This is a genomic window from Vibrio sp. Y58_MX_L22 (assembly GCF_024181865.1).
GTDB lineage: Bacteria > Pseudomonadota > Gammaproteobacteria > Enterobacterales > Vibrionaceae > Vibrio > Vibrio alginolyticus.
In genome coordinates this window covers 13,052-28,670 of the sequence record NZ_JAMZAN010000004.1, presented here as the reverse complement: position 1 = coordinate 28,670, position 15,619 = coordinate 13,052, and the positions used below count along the sequence as shown (strand labels likewise).

The 15,619-nt window shown below is 43.2% G+C and carries 14 protein-coding genes; 8 read left to right on the top strand and 6 right to left on the bottom strand.

The genetic code is table 11. The features are described from left to right. The first annotated feature begins 176 nt into the window (after positions 1-176). The gene (gene rnt, locus NL626_RS10675; RefSeq protein WP_005384888.1) at positions 177-821 is read left to right on the top strand and encodes a ribonuclease T; all 645 of its coding nucleotides are present in this window, start codon (positions 177-179) and stop codon (positions 819-821) included. A 28-nt stretch (positions 822-849) separates the two neighbouring features. Next, positions 850-2,175, top strand: coding sequence for a Na+/H+ antiporter family protein (locus NL626_RS10670; RefSeq protein ID WP_017821192.1), 1,326 nt, complete (start codon positions 850-852; stop codon positions 2,173-2,175). 77 nt (positions 2,176-2,252) lie between these two features. Here the strand turns inward: NL626_RS10670 and NL626_RS10665 are convergent, their stop codons facing one another. From NL626_RS10665 to NL626_RS10650, 4 genes are all read right to left on the bottom strand, one after another. Further along, the gene (locus NL626_RS10665) at positions 2,253-2,882 is read right to left on the bottom strand and encodes a DsbA family protein (protein WP_017821191.1); all 630 of its coding nucleotides are present in this window, start codon (positions 2,880-2,882) and stop codon (positions 2,253-2,255) included. A 136-nt stretch (positions 2,883-3,018) separates the two neighbouring features. Then, a complete protein-coding gene (locus NL626_RS10660) occupies positions 3,019-3,594 on the bottom strand; it encodes a hypothetical protein (RefSeq protein ID WP_065274720.1) in 576 nt (191 codons plus the stop codon). A gap of 193 nt (positions 3,595-3,787) precedes the next feature. Beyond that, positions 3,788-4,363: a hypothetical protein gene (locus NL626_RS10655; RefSeq protein ID WP_065274721.1), complete on the bottom strand. Its 576-nt coding sequence runs from the start codon at positions 4,361-4,363 to the stop codon at positions 3,788-3,790. A 417-nt stretch (positions 4,364-4,780) separates the two neighbouring features. Next, entirely contained in the window at positions 4,781-5,116 is a 336-nt protein-coding gene (locus NL626_RS10650) for a Grx4 family monothiol glutaredoxin (protein WP_017635833.1), read from the bottom strand. 285 nt (positions 5,117-5,401) lie between these two features. Between NL626_RS10650 and sodB the strand changes: the two genes are divergently transcribed. The 3 genes from sodB to NL626_RS10635 all read left to right on the top strand — a co-directional run bounded on the left by sodB (position 5,402) and on the right by NL626_RS10635 (position 7,522). After that, positions 5,402-5,986 (top strand): superoxide dismutase [Fe], encoded by a 585-nt coding sequence (gene sodB / locus NL626_RS10645; RefSeq protein ID WP_005396533.1) that lies wholly within the window; start codon positions 5,402-5,404, stop codon positions 5,984-5,986. A 154-nt stretch (positions 5,987-6,140) separates the two neighbouring features. Next, a complete protein-coding gene (locus NL626_RS10640; RefSeq protein ID WP_213874813.1) occupies positions 6,141-6,644 on the top strand; it encodes a VC2046/SO_2500 family protein in 504 nt (167 codons plus the stop codon). A gap of 134 nt (positions 6,645-6,778) precedes the next feature. Beyond that, positions 6,779-7,522, top strand: a complete 744-nt coding sequence (locus tag NL626_RS10635; RefSeq protein ID WP_005380732.1) for an SDR family oxidoreductase — start codon at positions 6,779-6,781, stop codon at positions 7,520-7,522. Between the two features lie 144 nt (positions 7,523-7,666). On the opposite strand, the gene adhE is transcribed toward NL626_RS10635, so the two are convergent. Beyond that, positions 7,667-10,369, bottom strand: a complete 2,703-nt coding sequence (gene adhE, locus NL626_RS10630) for a bifunctional acetaldehyde-CoA/alcohol dehydrogenase (protein ID WP_005380731.1) — start codon at positions 10,367-10,369, stop codon at positions 7,667-7,669. 650 nt (positions 10,370-11,019) lie between these two features. Here adhE and NL626_RS10625 point away from each other — a divergent pair. Further along, entirely contained in the window at positions 11,020-11,658 is a 639-nt protein-coding gene (locus NL626_RS10625) for a YchE family NAAT transporter (protein ID WP_104975506.1), read from the top strand. Between the two features lie 35 nt (positions 11,659-11,693). Then, entirely contained in the window at positions 11,694-12,557 is an 864-nt protein-coding gene (locus NL626_RS10620) for an ion transporter (RefSeq protein ID WP_005380728.1), read from the top strand. Between the two features lie 57 nt (positions 12,558-12,614). Here the strand turns inward: NL626_RS10620 and asd are convergent, their stop codons facing one another. Next, entirely contained in the window at positions 12,615-13,730 is a 1,116-nt protein-coding gene (asd, locus tag NL626_RS10615) for an aspartate-semialdehyde dehydrogenase (RefSeq protein ID WP_005380727.1), read from the bottom strand. 431 nt (positions 13,731-14,161) lie between these two features. Here asd and nhaC point away from each other — a divergent pair, with 431 nt between their 5' ends. Then, positions 14,162-15,595: a Na+/H+ antiporter NhaC gene (gene nhaC, locus NL626_RS10610; protein WP_005384900.1), complete on the top strand. Its 1,434-nt coding sequence runs from the start codon at positions 14,162-14,164 to the stop codon at positions 15,593-15,595. Positions 15,596-15,619: the final 24 nt, after the last annotated feature.

Genomic DNA, 15,619 nt, shown 5'->3' with positions numbered 1-15,619 from the left:
CTCATGTTTTATCGGTTTACACGATGCAAAGTATGGCGAATAAACGTCTACATAATATGCAATACAAACTTATTGATTGGATGCAAAATAGAATTCCGGTTTTCTCTTAAATTGCGGTTTTTCTCATCGGTATAATCTGCAATAATGCAGCCTTCGTCACACAAAAATAAGCCAACATGACACTAGAAAATGAAGCTCTAACCTTGAAAAAACGCTTTCGTGGTTATTTCCCTGTGGTAGTAGACGTTGAGACCGCTGGTTTCAATGCTCAAACTGATGCACTTTTAGAAATCTGTGCCGTTACGTTGAAAATGGACGAACATGGCGTGTTGCATCCGGCCTCCACCATTCATTTTCATGTGGAACCATTTGAAGGCGCTAACTTAGAAAAAGAAGCGCTTGAATTCAATGGTATTCGTGACCCTTTCAGCCCTCTTCGTGGTGCTGTTTCTGAGCAAGAGGCGCTAAAGGAAATTTATAAGCTTATTCGCAAAGAACAAAAAGCCGCAGATTGCTCACGTGCAATTATGGTTGCTCATAACGCAGCATTCGACTTGGGTTTTGTAAACGCAGCAAATGAACGCTGTAAACTAAAAAGAGTCCCTTTTCATCCCTTTGCTACTTTTGATACGGCTACATTAAGTGGCCTTGCTTATGGCCAAACAGTTCTCGCTAAAGCATGCAAAACAGCCGGGATGGAATTTGATAACCGTGAAGCACACTCTGCGCTTTACGATACACAAAAAACAGCAGAATTATTCTGCGGAATTGTCAACAAATGGAAGGCCCTCGGCGGTTGGCCGCTTGTCGACGAAGAATAATAAGTAAACACAACATATTAGGAAAAGTATGAATCCTGTCGTTATATCAGTGTGCGTCATGCTCGTGTTAGCATTGATGCGCGTAAACGTGGTGGTTGCCCTCACGTTTAGTGCCATCGTAGGCGGCCTAGTCGCAGGCATGAGCCTTGGGGATACGGTTGCCGCATTTGAAAGTGGTCTAGGTGGCGGTGCAACTATCGCGCTAAGCTACGCCATGTTAGGTACTTTCGCTGTTGCCATCTCGAAATCAGGCATCACGGATCTACTGGCCAAAAGTGTTATCAAGCGCTTAAATGGTAAAGAAAACTCGGCGTCAACTACCGGGTTAAAGTACGCCGTGTTGGTGGCATTAGTGCTTGTCACGATGTCATCTCAGAACGTAATTCCGGTCCATATCGCCTTTATTCCAATTTTGATTCCACCTCTTTTGGGCGTATTCGCGAAACTTAAGCTCGACCGACGTTTGGTCGCGTGTGTTCTTACCTTCGGTTTGATCACACCTTACATGATCTTACCTGTTGGTTTCGGCGGTATTTTCTTAAACAACATTCTATTAAAGAACCTACATGACAACGGTTTGGAGAATGTGGTTGCAAGCCAAGTCCCAACCGCCATGTTACTGCCAGGTGCAGGGATGCTGTTTGGTCTATTACTGGCTATCTTTGTGAGCTATCGTAAACCGCGTGTCTACAAAGAAACTGAGTTGACTGTCGTTGACGAAACCGATCACGTCATTAATAAAAAGCACATCTTAGTTGCGGCACTTGGTATTGTCGCTGCTTTGGGTGTTCAGCTTTACACGGGTTCAATGATTATCGGTGCTCTAGCTGGCTTTATGGTGTTCACTTTCGGCGGCGTTATTGCATGGAAAGAGACGCACGACGTATTCACTAAAGGTGTACACATGATGGCAATGATTGGCTTCATCATGATTGCAGCGGCAGGTTTTGCAGCAGTAATGAAGCAAACTGGCGGTGTTGAAACACTAGTACAATCGCTATCAACCAGCATCGGTGACAATAAGCCTTTAGCTGCACTACTGATGCTGATCGTTGGCCTATTAGTAACAATGGGCATTGGTTCATCGTTCTCTACGATTCCAATCCTTGCAACTATCTATGTTCCTCTTGCGCTAGCATTCGGTTTCTCGCCGATGGCAACGATTGCACTGGTAGGCACTGCAGCGGCGTTAGGTGATGCAGGCTCTCCAGCTTCTGACTCTACATTAGGCCCTACATCTGGTCTAAATGCCGACGGTCAACATGAGCACATTTGGGAAACAGTCGTTCCAACCTTTATCCATTACAATATCCCTCTAATCATCTTTGGTTGGATTGCAGCAATGGTGCTTTAATACTATTGTTTGGATGGATGTACATTAGTTACGAAAAAGCCGCTCAATGAGCGGCTTTTTGTTATTCATAACTGTGGTTATTGCGCTGGCATATTGTCAATAATACGCTCACGAATCAGCTTCAAGGTTGGTTCTGTCGACAGGTAATCGATGGCAATCGGAAAATAAGCGTCGTTAATTTTAAGAACCAAGCTAGGGTAAGAGCTCACACCTAGGCTCTTTGCAAGGCTCAATTGATCTTCGAACACACCTTCTAAGAAAGAGCCATCCATGTCATTCTTGAATTGCTGAACATTCAAGCCAATTTCTCTCGCTAGTTGCAAGTGAGTGGCTTCTTCATGAGGAGGCATCGCACGTAAGTAATACGCATGCTGAATCGCTTCTAGCATCTGCTCATAAGAGTCTTGAAAGCCCGCTGCAATAACCGCACGACAAGATTGGTAAGTGCTTCTTACTGGCGTACAAAGCTTCCAGAAATCGTAGTTAAACTTAGTGCCTAACTGGCGCTCAATCTGCTTCCAAATACCTTCGAGTTTTTGTTGCATCTCGGGCGGCATCGGTAAATTAGTATCTGGCGCAAGACCACCAACCACATACTCAAACTGAATCACACCTGGCAGTTGCTGTTTTAGTTTATCCAGCGTTGGTTTGTAACCCCAACACCAACTGCACATTGGGTCATGCACGTAGTAAAGCTTTATATCCACTTTAATAATTAAACCTTTAAAATCACTTCAAAATCTCAGAGTAATTATACAGTCTCATAAGTTGAAAAACTGCTTTATCTTAATAATTCGCTCTAAAGCCAGTCTATACGAGGCGTGTTAAGTTTCATTGTAGATCTTAGGTTAGATAAACAAGTCTGTCAGCTGAGAACTCTAGCCCACCTAGCTCATTTTGTTCGCACAAACTCTTAAAATGTTCAGTACAATACAGAAAGCTCGCTCCTAGCATCTTTGACTTGAAAACAACCTTTTCTGCAACGTCGCTTTCATTAAATACTAACACCTCTACACCTGCTAAGCTGCCATATTCAATTTTTTGGACGCACTTATCTTCATCTTCTTGCCCAAACTCCAACGGTGTATACAGGTACCATTCCTCTCCTTTATAACGAATCGATAAGAACTCGCCTACTTTGCTCAATGGCTCTTTTAAAGATGCATAAGCTTTAGGGGAAAGCACTAAGAAAACCCGTAACCATAAACTGATATCAGGAAGTAATGAGTCTTTCTTGAGAACATCTTCAAACTCAATATCTACTTCACCCCATATACTTTTGAAAGAAAAGTTTTCTAATGGCTGCACAACGATTTTTTCTATTAAATCAATGTCACCTAACTGCCTAGCTACAGAACTAGGCGTAGTGCTCACGATTTTATATTCATTGTGACAGTCGAAAATTTTATAAACCGTCATTAATCTATCAACTCCTCATGTTTTACTACCAGGTGCTACCTATGGGTAAGTTACTTTTCAAATCATTCTTCATGAAGGAAACAGGCCTAAAAAAGCTGCGTTTTAGAGGAGAAAGCTAATTTTCTCGTCGACCATTACAGTGCTTCCAAACCCCAGTATCAGAGAAATAGTATTTTCATATTAATAAAAATCACTAATTAAATGGGTCTGTCAAATTAGAAGAAAACATGATGCCATTGAGCTGATTTTGTTCACACAAAGCCTTAAACTTATCTGTACAGTACAAGGTGCCCGCTCCTTCTAGCCGAGACTTGAAAACCATTTTGTCTTTAACATCATCGTCAATAAAAACAAGGGTATCTAACTCATCTCGGCTCCCATATGCAATTTTTTCTACGCACTTTCTCTTGTTTTCTTGTCCAAAAGTCAGTGATGCATATAAATACCATTGCCCACCTTGGTAGTTAGCAGGTAAAAACTCTCCGTGTTCAGTTAGATAATCATTCAATATTTCATATGCCCTCGGAGATAAAACAAGATATGTTCGCGCCCACAAACTAATATCAGGCAATAGAGAATTGTGCTTAAATACATCTTGAAACTTTACCTCCACAGGCTTCCAAATATCTTGCAGAGATTGATTTTTAATTGCCTGTAACAAGATCCTCTCAAAATAGTCGAAGTCACCTAACTGGCTAGCGATTTCATCGGGACCAGAGCAGATCGTTTGAAATTCTCTTAAATTATCTATTATCTTGTAAACTGTCATAATCCTTCCAAAACTTGATTTTTAGCGTCCAATGCCGATTTATGATGGGGCTTACTCTTCGAGTGCATTTTGTACCGAAATAAGTTGGCCTCAAAATTCTGGGGGACTTAAATTGCCTTTAGTGTAATTCCTTAACCAAATACCATTTGTAGCAACTCCCTTGTCAAGACCTGTAAGCAATGATGTTTGAAAACGACTTTACGAAATAGATGGCGGCATACATCGTAATTACGCGCCAAAATGCATTAAAATGCATATTGAAGTTTTTGTATACACTAGGCGGAATTTACATGGCTTCGCGAGGTTTACGAGATAGGCAGTCAGAACAAAGCTTTATGTTCATTCCACTAACCTAAAAAGAAAAAGGAGCCAGTACGGCTCCTTCGTATTCTATCGCTAAATGTGAGTATTTACGAATTACTCAGCTTGATCTTCAGCGCGCGCTGCTGCTTCTTTGATTAGAGGCTGCAGTTCACCTTTTTGGAACATTTCTAGAATAATGTCACAACCGCCGATAAGCTCACCTTCAACCCATAGTTGAGGGAAAGTTGGCCATTGCGCGTACTTTGGTAACTCAGCACGGATATCTGGGTTTTGCAGAATGTCTACGTAAGCGAACTTCTCACCACATGCCATTAGTGCCTGTGACGCTTGAGAAGAGAAACCACAGCTAGGTAGTTTCGGTGATCCTTTCATGTACAGCAGGATTGAGTTTTCAGAGATCTGCTGTTTGATTTTGTCGATAGTTTCCATCGCTTCCTCATTCATGGGTTTGAACTTTATTTATTTGCCACATTCTACTCAATAACGACAGAATAAAAACCATATAATTAATAAGGCTTAATTTTAGGTTGCTCATTGGCGAGCAATGCAGCACTTCACCACTGCTAACCTCTTAAAATATTTTCATATCGGGGTTTTAATAAAGTAAAAACTTGCTAAAATACTTACCAAGTCAGCCTTAAAGGCGACATAGCTATAAAAAAACACTGGAAGCAATCGAAAGGTCATCCTTTCAAATCAATGGAGAATCGAGTAATGGCATTTGAACTACCAGCTCTTCCTTACGCGAAAGACGCACTAGAACCACACATCTCAGCAGAGACTCTAGACTACCACCACGGTAAGCACCACAACACTTACGTTGTTAAGCTTAACGGTCTTATCCCTGGTACTGAGTTCGAAGGCAAAACTCTAGAAGAGATCATCAAGACTTCTACTGGTGGCGTATTCAACAACGCAGCGCAAATCTGGAACCACACGTTCTACTGGCACTGTCTTGCTCCAAATGCGGGCGGCGAGCCAACTGGCGCAGTTGCAGACGCTATCAACGCAGCATTCGGTTCTTTTGAAGAATTCAAAGCGAAGTTTACTGATTCAGCAATCAACAACTTTGGTTCTTCGTGGACTTGGCTGGTTAAGAAAGCTGACGGCTCTCTAGAGATCGTTAACACTTCTAACGCTGCTACTCCTCTAACAGAAGAAGGTACAACACCACTTCTAACTGTTGACCTATGGGAACACGCGTACTACATCGATTACCGCAACGTACGTCCTGATTACATGAACGGCTTCTGGGCTCTAGTAAACTGGGACTTCGTAGCTGAGAACCTAGCGAAGTAATATACTTCCCCCTAAGTTCAATTTAGTCTTATTCAAAAGCTCGCTATTTAGCGGGCTTTTTTGTTTCGCCTTCCCTAGCACCTTTAAATAATTCCCTCTTTTACTAAAGTTTTTCTTATCCACGCCGTTAAAAGAGCATCGAGCGAGGAACATCATGCAAATTCATACGTTAGACAAAGCTGCAATTATCAACGAACTTCAGTTCGGTAATGGTATTAACCATGCCGTACACGAAGGTCGTCGTGCGGATTTCTCGCTGATTCTGTCTATGTTCTCTAATGATGTTCGCGATGTGGTCCCAGTTGAAGAGGTCCAGGAAGTCATCACCAGTGACAGTATTCTTCGCCAACAATTGGGTTTATCGCAACCTCAAGCTCTTCGTTCTAATAGCAGCAGCTATGAACTCGCAGCTGAACAAGCGAAACAGTTTCACGATGCAGGATTGCCTTCCGCAAAGCTGAGCCATTACCTAAAACCAGATGCGCTGACTTACCTGCCTGAAGACACATTCAACCTACCAGAGGAGGTTTATCACAACCTATCTGGTCATGAGCGACGCAGATTGGGCGAACGCAACAAACAACTGATCCCAGATGCTGGGCTATATAATCAGCTAGTGACGGCTCAACGTCAGCATCAAATTCAAGCTAAAGCATAGAGATCCGCTTTTTATCCAATAGCTTGCAATACCTACACGTCAGAAATGTGACATCTTACAAATTACCGCACAATAGTCCTCACTCGAAAGCGTTAGTTTGAAGCCTTTCACACTGAACCCAACGAATTTCAACCATGCTATTAGCACAAACCACTGGTGTATTGTTTTTCACATATGGATACAGTGAAGGTGCTATGGATATCAAAGAATCAATTATTCTCGTCACGTCTGCAGGTTCAGTTATAGGAAGAACCTGTGCAAATCACTTTGCTCACCTTGGAGCAACGTTGATTCTTTGTGACCAAAATTCTAGCGCTTTGAGAGCGAGCTATGAGCAAATCAGCGCTTTCACTGACAAAGTGTATGCGATGAATGTGTGTAGTGATAACACAACGTCCATTAACTTATTGTTTGACCAGATAGAATCACAGCTACGTGCGACACCAGATGTGATTGTTAATTGCTGGACCAGCTCCCCTATGCCTGGCTTAATGGCGCCAGAACCAATGAGTACTTACATTGATCACTTGTCGTCTGCGGCACGCTTCCTTTATACCTACGGCCAAGTAGGAGCAGAGCGCTTTCGAGCCAGAAACAAGAAAGGCGTCATTGTTAACGTCATTTCTCATGACAACCATGAAGACTTTACGGGAGTTGAAAGCATGGCGGCGTTGGTGTCAGGTTTTACTCACAGCTGGGCAAAAGAACTCACACCATTCAACATTCGAGTGGGCGGCGTTATTCCCTCGGTAAATCATACAAAAGAAGAGCTCAACGAGAGGCACTGGGCTGAGATCCAAGACGAACTAGTCCGCAACACAGCATACATCGTCGCGAATGAATACTTCAGTGGCCGAGTAGTTGCGACCGAAGTGTAAGCATACACAGCAACTCTGTTTTCCCAAGCCAGATGTAACTCCTGCACCAAAATAAAAAAAAGCCCCAGTCATTTTACTGGGGCTTTAACCTTTTCCCGATTAAGGTTCCGTGCTAGCGAAAACCTTGCTCACTCGATTTTTTAATTACGCGTCAGCTTTTTCTTTCTTTGCTTTAGGTGCTGCTTTTGCTGCTTCTTGGTCTGCTTTCTTCTTGATAACAGTTGTACCTTCGAAAGTTTCGCCTTCAACAAATGCTTTACCGTAGTAAGAAGCCATCAACACATCTTTAAGTTCGCTGATTAGAGGGTAACGTGGGTTCGCACCAGTACATTGGTCATCGAACGCTTCTACCGCTAGCTCATCCAGTTTCGCTACGAAATCTGATTCAGCAACACCTGCCGCTTGGATAGACATTGGGATGTCTAGGTTAACTTTTAGTTCATCCAACCATGCTAGTAGACGTTCAATCTTCTGAGCAGTGCGGTCACCTTCTTGGCTTAGGCCTAGGTGGTCAGCAACTTCAGCGTAACGACGACGTGCTTGTGGACGGTCGTATTGAGAGAACGCAGTTTGTTTAGTTGGATTGTCGTTCGCGTTGTAACGTACCACGTTAGAGATAAGTAGTGCGTTAGCTAGGCCGTGTGGCAAGTGGAACTCAGCACCCAGTTTGTGAGCCATTGAGTGACAAACACCTAGGAATGCGTTCGCAAATGCAACACCAGCGATAGTAGCTGCGTTGTGTACTTTCTCACGAGCGATTGGGTCATTTGCACCGTTCGCATAGCTTGATGGTAGGTACTCTTTTAGCATCTTAAGTGCTTGAAGAGCTTGGCCATCTGAGTATTCGTTAGCAAGAACAGAAACGTAAGCTTCTAGAGCGTGAGTTACTGCATCGTAACCACCAAATGCTGTTAGAGACTTAGGCATGTTCATTACTAGGTTCGCATCAACGATTGCCATGTTTGGCGTGATTTCGTAGTCAGCTAGTGGGTATTTAGCACCAGTCTTGTCGTCAGTAACAACCGCGAATGGAGTAACTTCTGAACCAGTACCTGAAGTTGTAGTGATACATACAAGCTCAGCTTTTTTACCCATTTTAGGGAACTTGTAGATACGTTTACGGATGTCCATAAAGCGCATTGCTAGTTCTTCAAAGTGAGTTTCTGGGTGCTCGTACATTACCCACATGATTTTCGCTGCATCCATTGGTGAACCACCGCCTAGCGCTAGGATAACGTCAGGTTGGTAGCTAGCCATTTGAGCCGCACCTTTTTCTACTACAGACAGTGTTGGGTCAGCTTCAACATCGAAGAATGTTTGAACTTCCATGCCTTGAGCTTTTAGTAGGCTTACTACGTCATCTGCGTAACCGTTGTTGAATAGGAAACGGTCAGTTACTAGGAATGCACGTTTCTTACCTTCTAGATCGCCCAGTGCGATTGGAAGGCTACCACGACGGAAGTAGATTGACTTAGGTAGTTTATGCCACAACATGTTTTCAGCTCGCTTCGCTACAGTTTTCTTGTTGATTAGGTGTTTAGGACCTACGTTCTCAGAGATAGAGTTACCACCCCAAGAACCACAACCTAGCGTTAGAGATGGCGCAACGTTGAAGTTGTACAAGTCACCGATACCGCCGTGAGTAGTCGGGATGTTGATTAGGATACGAGCTGTCTTCATCTTGTCACCGAAGTAACGGATACGATCAGCGTTAGTATCTTGGTTAGTGTAAAGACCAGATGTGTGGCCGATACCACCAATCTCAACCATAGTTACCGCTTGAGCAACCGCGTCTTCGAAGTTGTCAGCACGGAATAGACCTAGAGTTGGAGATAGTTTCTCGTGAGCGAATGCGTCATCGTGAGATACTTTGCCCAGACCTTCACCAACAAGAACTTTAGTGTCTGCTGGAACTTTAACGCCTGCCATTTCAGCGATTGCTGCTGCTGGCTGACCTACGATTTTCGCGTTTAGCGCGCCATCGATAAGAAGCACTTTACGAACTTTATCAGCTTCTGCTTTGCTTAGGACATAAGCTTTGTGAGAAGCAAAACGCTCTTTCACTTCGTCGTATACTTCATCAACTACGATTGCAGCTTGCTCAGAAGCACATACTACACCGTTGTCGAAAGTCTTAGACATAAGGATAGAAGCAACAGCACGTTTGATGTCTGCTGTTTCATCGATAACAACCGGAACGTTACCTGCACCTACACCGATTGCTGGCTTACCAGAAGAGTAAGCGGCTTTAACCATGCCAGGACCACCAGTTGCAAGGATAAGCGCGATGTCATCGTGTTTCATTAGAGCGTTTGAAAGCTCAACAGAAGGCTGGTCGATCCAACCGATGATGTCTTTTGGTGCGCCTGCTGCTACTGCTGCATCTAGAACGAGTTTAGCTGCATCGTTAGTTGAGTTTTTCGCACGTGGGTGTGGTGAGAAGATGATACCGTTACGAGTCTTCAAAGAGATTAGAGATTTGAAGATCGCTGTAGAAGTTGGGTTAGTCGTTGGTACGATACCGCAGATGATGCCTACAGGCTCAGCGATAGTCATAGTACCTAGGTTGTCATCCTCTTCTAAGATGCCACACGTTTGTTCGTCTTTGTATTTGTTGTAGATAAACTCAGAAGCGAAGTGGTTCTTGATTACTTTATCTTCAACAATACCCATACCAGATTCTTCTACCGCTTGTTGAGCTAGCGGGATACGGGCCTGGTTAGCTGCAAGCGATGCTGCACGAAAGATTTTATCTACTTGCTCTTGAGAGTAAGTAGCGAACTCTTCTTGCGCTTTCTTAACGCGAGCAACCATTGCATCTAGTTCAGCCATATTAGTTACAGGCATAGGGAATCTCCTAAAATTAACAAATATTAAAAACTTTTTACTAAGGCTATTACTTATCGTTTTTACTGTTTATCAGTCACTTAGAAAACAAACGTCTTAGTAAATTGCTTTCAGGACTGAGTATAATATTTCAGAGTGTGAAAAAAATTGACTTGGATCAGTTCTCACCACCTAAATACTACCAAAGTGGTGCCTCATCACACCAAAATGACATAAATCACTGATAAACAAATAAATTAACTTTCATTTTTTATTGAGTAAAAAAGAAGCAAATGGACAAATAAATAAAAGAAACTACAACAACCTGTAAAAAAGTTTCATTTTTGACCAACAAAATTACATGTAGGCCCAATTCTTTGTGCTACTGAGAGTATATCGAACCGAATACATCTCTCTACAAACCACCTTGGTTTTTATCAAAAATGTGCGAATGTTAACGTTTATGTAAAACAGTGCGATTTATCAGCAACTTTATACGTAACATTTCCTTTCCAGATTAGATACAGTTTATTAAAGAATTAGTTTTTCTCACTTAAATGGCAGGGAATGCGTTAGTTTTTTTCATTTCTTACAACCTAACTTTTGCCTTACATTACGCCCAAATTACCCCTTCTCCTTTTCACTAATGTGAACTTTGATGAGTACGCAACATGCAAACTTTTGAACTTGCTATCTTCTTGCAGTTTTTTCTCGGTTTGGTCGCCGCAGTAAACCCTGTTGGTATCATGCCTGTGTTTGTGTCACTAACCGGGCATATGACACCAGACGAAAAGCGCAATACGGCAACAACAGCAAATGTGGCTGTTGCGGTCATCCTGATCATTTCGCTTTTTGCTGGTCAGTTACTGTTAGACATGTTCAGTATTTCTCTGGATTCGTTTCGTGTCGCTGGCGGGTTGCTATTACTTAGCATCGCATTCTCGATGATGAGCGGTAAACTGGGGGAAGATAAGCAGAACAAACAAGAGAAAACGGAATACGTCAGTCGTGAACAGATTGGTGTGGTCCCTCTTGCAATGCCTTTAATGGCAGGTCCTGGTGCAATCAGTTCGACTATTGTTTATGGTGCACGCTACCCAAGCATGTTCGATACCGTGGGCATTAGTATTACGATTGGTTTGTTCTGCCTTTGTTCATGGCTATTATTCCGTTCTGCCCCATTGATCGTACGATTTTTAGGTCAAACTGGAATCAACGTCATTACTCGTATCATGGGTTTGATATTGGGCGCGCTTGGCATAGAGTTCATTGCGAATGGCTTACGCAACTTATTTCCAGGATTAGCCTGAGTTTCTATAAAATTGTATGATAGAGCGATTCAACAATGGATCGCTTTGTCATGACGACTGACTCTCTTAAACATACTCTATATGTCACCATTTTTGGTACTCATACCAAAGCTGGTAAAACGTTCGATATTGCTCTCATTATCGCGATCATCAGTTCGTTAATCGTACTGGTGTTAGATTCGATACCCTCCGTTCGGGCCGAGTGGGAAAAAGAGCTGAAGTTTATTGAATACACATTTACTGGCCTATTCACGATTGAATACCTTCTAAGGCTTTATTGCTCTCCTAAACCTGCCGCCTACGCAAAGAGTTTTTATGGTGTCGTCGATTTACTTGCGATTTTGCCCACCTATTTAGCACTCTTCTTCCCATCCGCTTCGTTTATGGGTGTGATCAGGGCGCTGCGAGTGATGCGAATATTCCGCATACTCAAGTTAGTCCGATACCTCCAAGAGTCCAATATCCTCTTACGTTCACTGCTTATGGCGCGCAGAAAGATTTTTATCTTCTTTAGTTCCGTCGCCATTATGGTAACGATTTTCGGCTCATTGATTTTTATCATTGAAGGACCTGAAAACGGATTTACTAGCATTCCTAAAAGTATTTATTGGGCGATCGTGACCATCACAACGGTTGGTTATGGTGACTTGGTCCCTCAAACAGACCTAGGTAAAGGGCTTGCATCACTCACCATGTTACTGGGTTATTCCATTTTGGCGGTACCTACAGGTATTTTCACTGCCGAACTGCACCAAGAGATGCAATCGCACAAAGTATTGGTGAAATGCCCAAACTGCTCCCACGCAGGGCACGACTCTGACGCAATTTACTGTAAACATTGTGGTAGTGAACTGGCCGATCCAGACAAAAGAGTCGTTCGAACGGAAGACGACGCATGAAAAAAGAGCTCCCTAAGGAGCTCTTTTATTTTGTCATCAAATAAAGGATTGATGTGATTATGCTTTCTCAGACAAAATAATTCGCAGAGTACGACGCAATGGCTCCGCAGCACCCCAAAGCAGTTGGTCACCAACAGTGAAAGCATTTAGGAAATCATCACCCATTGCCATCTTACGTAGACGACCCACTGGTACAGACATTGTGCCCGTAACTTTTGCCGGCGTTAGCTCTTGAGCAGTGATGTCACGGTCGTTAGGAATCACTTTCACCCAATCGTTATGAGTGGCGATGATTTCTTCGATTTCGTCCATTGGTACATTTTGTTTAAGCTTGATAGTAAGTGCTTGAGAGTGACAACGCATCGCGCCAATACGCACACAAGTACCGTCAATTGGAACAGGTGAACTTTGAGAACCCAAAATTTTATTCGCCTCAGCGCCCGCTTTCCACTCTTCTTTACTCTGACCATTATCGCGCTTCACATCGATCCATGGGATCAACGAACCAGCTAGTGGCACACCGAATTTATCTGTAGGGAAAGAGCCGCTGCGCATTGTATCCGCGACTTTCTTATCGATATCTAGGATAGAGCTTGATGGGTTTGCAAGTTCAGAGCTAACAGAGTCATTGATAACGCCCATTTGCGAGATCAATTCACGCATATTTTGCGCACCAGCACCAGATGCGGCTTGGTAAGTCATTGCGCTTGTCCACTCAACAAGGCCTTTCTCAAATAGACCACCTAGCCCCATTAGCATTAAACTAACCGTACAGTTACCACCGACAAATGTGTTCGTGCCACCGTGGATGCCTTGTTGGATTTGCTTTAAGTTCACTGGATCAAGTGTGATGATCGAATCTTCAGCCATACGTAGCGTGGAGGCCGCGTCAATCCAGTAGCCTTTCCAACCAGCCTGACGAAGTGCAGGGAAAACTTTTTCTGTGTAGCTACCACCTTGACAGGTGATTACCGCATCAAGCTGTTTTAAGCTTTCAATATCATACGCGTCTTGCAGTAAGCCTGCGTCTTTTCCTAAGTTAGGAGCAGGAATACCAACTTGAGAAGTACTGTAGAATACTGGTTCGATTAGGTCGAAGTCTTTCTCTTCAACCATACGCTGCATAAGGACTGAACCAACCATACCGCGCCAACCAACTAAACCAACTCTCATCGTATTAACTCTCCATGTATTAAAAAACCTACCCCATAGTTAATTTTTCACAGCAAAATCTCAACCCCTATTTTGTAAATAAGCGCGTTTTTTAACCTTTTCCTCTGAAAAACAGGGTTACACGAGATTTTTTAGTGTTTGGTTTGCGGTTTTAACCATTTTTCAAGTAGGGAAAGCACTTTAGCCCCCTAATTGGTCTTACCACTCAATGAGAAAATAACACATGAAGCACAATAATTTCACATCACACAACATTTAAAACCAAAAAAGTTAAAACAAACTAACAGTTAATTTCACAAGCAAACGTTTTTACCGACGAACATCAAGATAAAACACCAAATGTTCGAAATATAATTTTTGTTAATGTATGTTATGCGCGATTACAACAAGGAGCGCCTTCCTCTATTGCTCCAAGATTGACAGAGGCACATATGAAGCAAGTTACACCACGCCTACCAAGCTTGATACAGGTATTTATCTCGCTCGGTTTATTTCTCCTGCTGGCATTTTCGTTCACAGCCAAGCTAGACCTACCGATTCAGCTAGCGCTATACATCGGTTGGTTCATTGTCATGATATTGGGCATAAAGCTTGGCCATCAGTATAAAGATCTGGAAAAAGCAGCACTAAATGGCATTTCCAATGGACTTGGAGCCGTTTTAATCCTTTTGGCCGTTGGCGCGCTTGTAGGTACTTGGATCTCTGGTGGTATTGTTCCAACCATTATTTACTACGGCCTTAAAGCAATCCACCCTTCCATCTTTTTGCTCGCGACCATGATCATCTGTTCATTGACTGCGCTAGCGACTGGCACGTCTTGGGGTGCGGCTGGCACGGCAGGTATTGCAATGATGGGTATCGGTCAAGGTCTTGGTGTTCCTGCGCCAATCACTGCAGGTGCCGTACTTTCAGGCTGTTACTTTGGTGACAAAATGTCGCCTCTATCGGATTCAGTAATCCTTGCTTCATCTATGTCTAACGTTGAAGTGATGGAACATATTAAAGGCATGTTGCCGATAGCACTCATTAGCTACATTATTACAGGCATTATGTTTACTGCATTTGGCTTCCACTACGCAGGTCAAGTTGACATGAGCCAGGTAGACTCTGTCATTAAAGCGATGGAACAGCAGTTCTACATCACCCCTTACTCATTTGTTCCTGTGATCATCGTATTGTCACTTCTAGCGATGCGTATGCCTTCATTCCCAGTGATCAGTTTTGGTTCTCTGCTAGGTATTATTTGGGCAGTGATGATCCAAGATGTCGATTTCCTAACCGCGTTCAACACGGCTTGGGCTCCGTTTGCAATCTCATCTGGCGTAGATTTCATTGACTCAATCCTTAACCGTGGCGGCATGTCTTCAATGCTTGGGTCGGTAGCGGTTATCGTATTCGGCCTTGGTTTTGGCGGTCTACTAGATAAAGTAGGCGTGCTAGAGACTATCGCGAAGCTGTTTGAAAAACGCGTTCAAAGTGCAGGTTCATTGGCAACAAGCACAATTGGTACGGCCTTTATGGGCAACGTATTTGGTTCAGCGATGTACGTTTCACTTATTCTGACCCCAAAAATCTGTGCGAAGAACTATGACCGTCTAGGCTACAAACGTAAGAATTTGTCTCGTAACGCAGAATTTGGCGGCACGCTAACCTCAGGTATGGTCCCTTGGAGTGACAACGGTATCTACATGGCCAGTATTTTGGGTGTTGCTACACTGTCTTATGCCCCGTTTATGTGGCTGAGTTTTGTATGTATCATCGTAACGATCTTCACTTCTTACATGGGTTGGTTTGTTGATAAGTGCGAACCAACAGCAGAAGCAGTTGAAGAAGCTGAAGGCAAATTAAAGCAGCAAACCGCTTAACTTCGCAGAGATAGGAAGAACCTA

Excerpts from the sequence above, each read along its gene's own strand:
- rnt (WP_005384888.1), top strand. The coding sequence starts at position 177 with ATGACACTAGAAAATGAAGCTCTAACCTTGAAAAAACGCTTTCGTGGT.
- NL626_RS10670 (WP_017821192.1), top strand. The coding sequence starts at position 850 with ATGAATCCTGTCGTTATATCAGTGTGCGTCATGCTCGTGTTAGCATTG.
- NL626_RS10660 (WP_065274720.1), bottom strand. The coding sequence starts at position 3,594 with ATGACGGTTTATAAAATTTTCGACTGTCACAATGAATATAAAATCGTG.
- NL626_RS10655 (WP_065274721.1), bottom strand. The coding sequence starts at position 4,363 with ATGACAGTTTACAAGATAATAGATAATTTAAGAGAATTTCAAACGATC.
- NL626_RS10650 (WP_017635833.1), bottom strand. The coding sequence starts at position 5,116 with ATGGAAACTATCGACAAAATCAAACAGCAGATCTCTGAAAACTCAATC.
- sodB (WP_005396533.1), top strand. The coding sequence starts at position 5,402 with ATGGCATTTGAACTACCAGCTCTTCCTTACGCGAAAGACGCACTAGAA.
- NL626_RS10640 (WP_213874813.1), top strand. The coding sequence starts at position 6,141 with ATGCAAATTCATACGTTAGACAAAGCTGCAATTATCAACGAACTTCAG.
- NL626_RS10635 (WP_005380732.1), top strand. The coding sequence starts at position 6,779 with ATGCTATTAGCACAAACCACTGGTGTATTGTTTTTCACATATGGATAC.
- adhE (WP_005380731.1), bottom strand. The coding sequence starts at position 10,369 with ATGCCTGTAACTAATATGGCTGAACTAGATGCAATGGTTGCTCGCGTT.
- NL626_RS10625 (WP_104975506.1), top strand. The coding sequence starts at position 11,020 with ATGCAAACTTTTGAACTTGCTATCTTCTTGCAGTTTTTTCTCGGTTTG.
- NL626_RS10620 (WP_005380728.1), top strand. The coding sequence starts at position 11,694 with ATGGATCGCTTTGTCATGACGACTGACTCTCTTAAACATACTCTATAT.
- asd (WP_005380727.1), bottom strand. The coding sequence starts at position 13,730 with ATGAGAGTTGGTTTAGTTGGTTGGCGCGGTATGGTTGGTTCAGTCCTT.
- nhaC (WP_005384900.1), top strand. The coding sequence starts at position 14,162 with ATGAAGCAAGTTACACCACGCCTACCAAGCTTGATACAGGTATTTATC.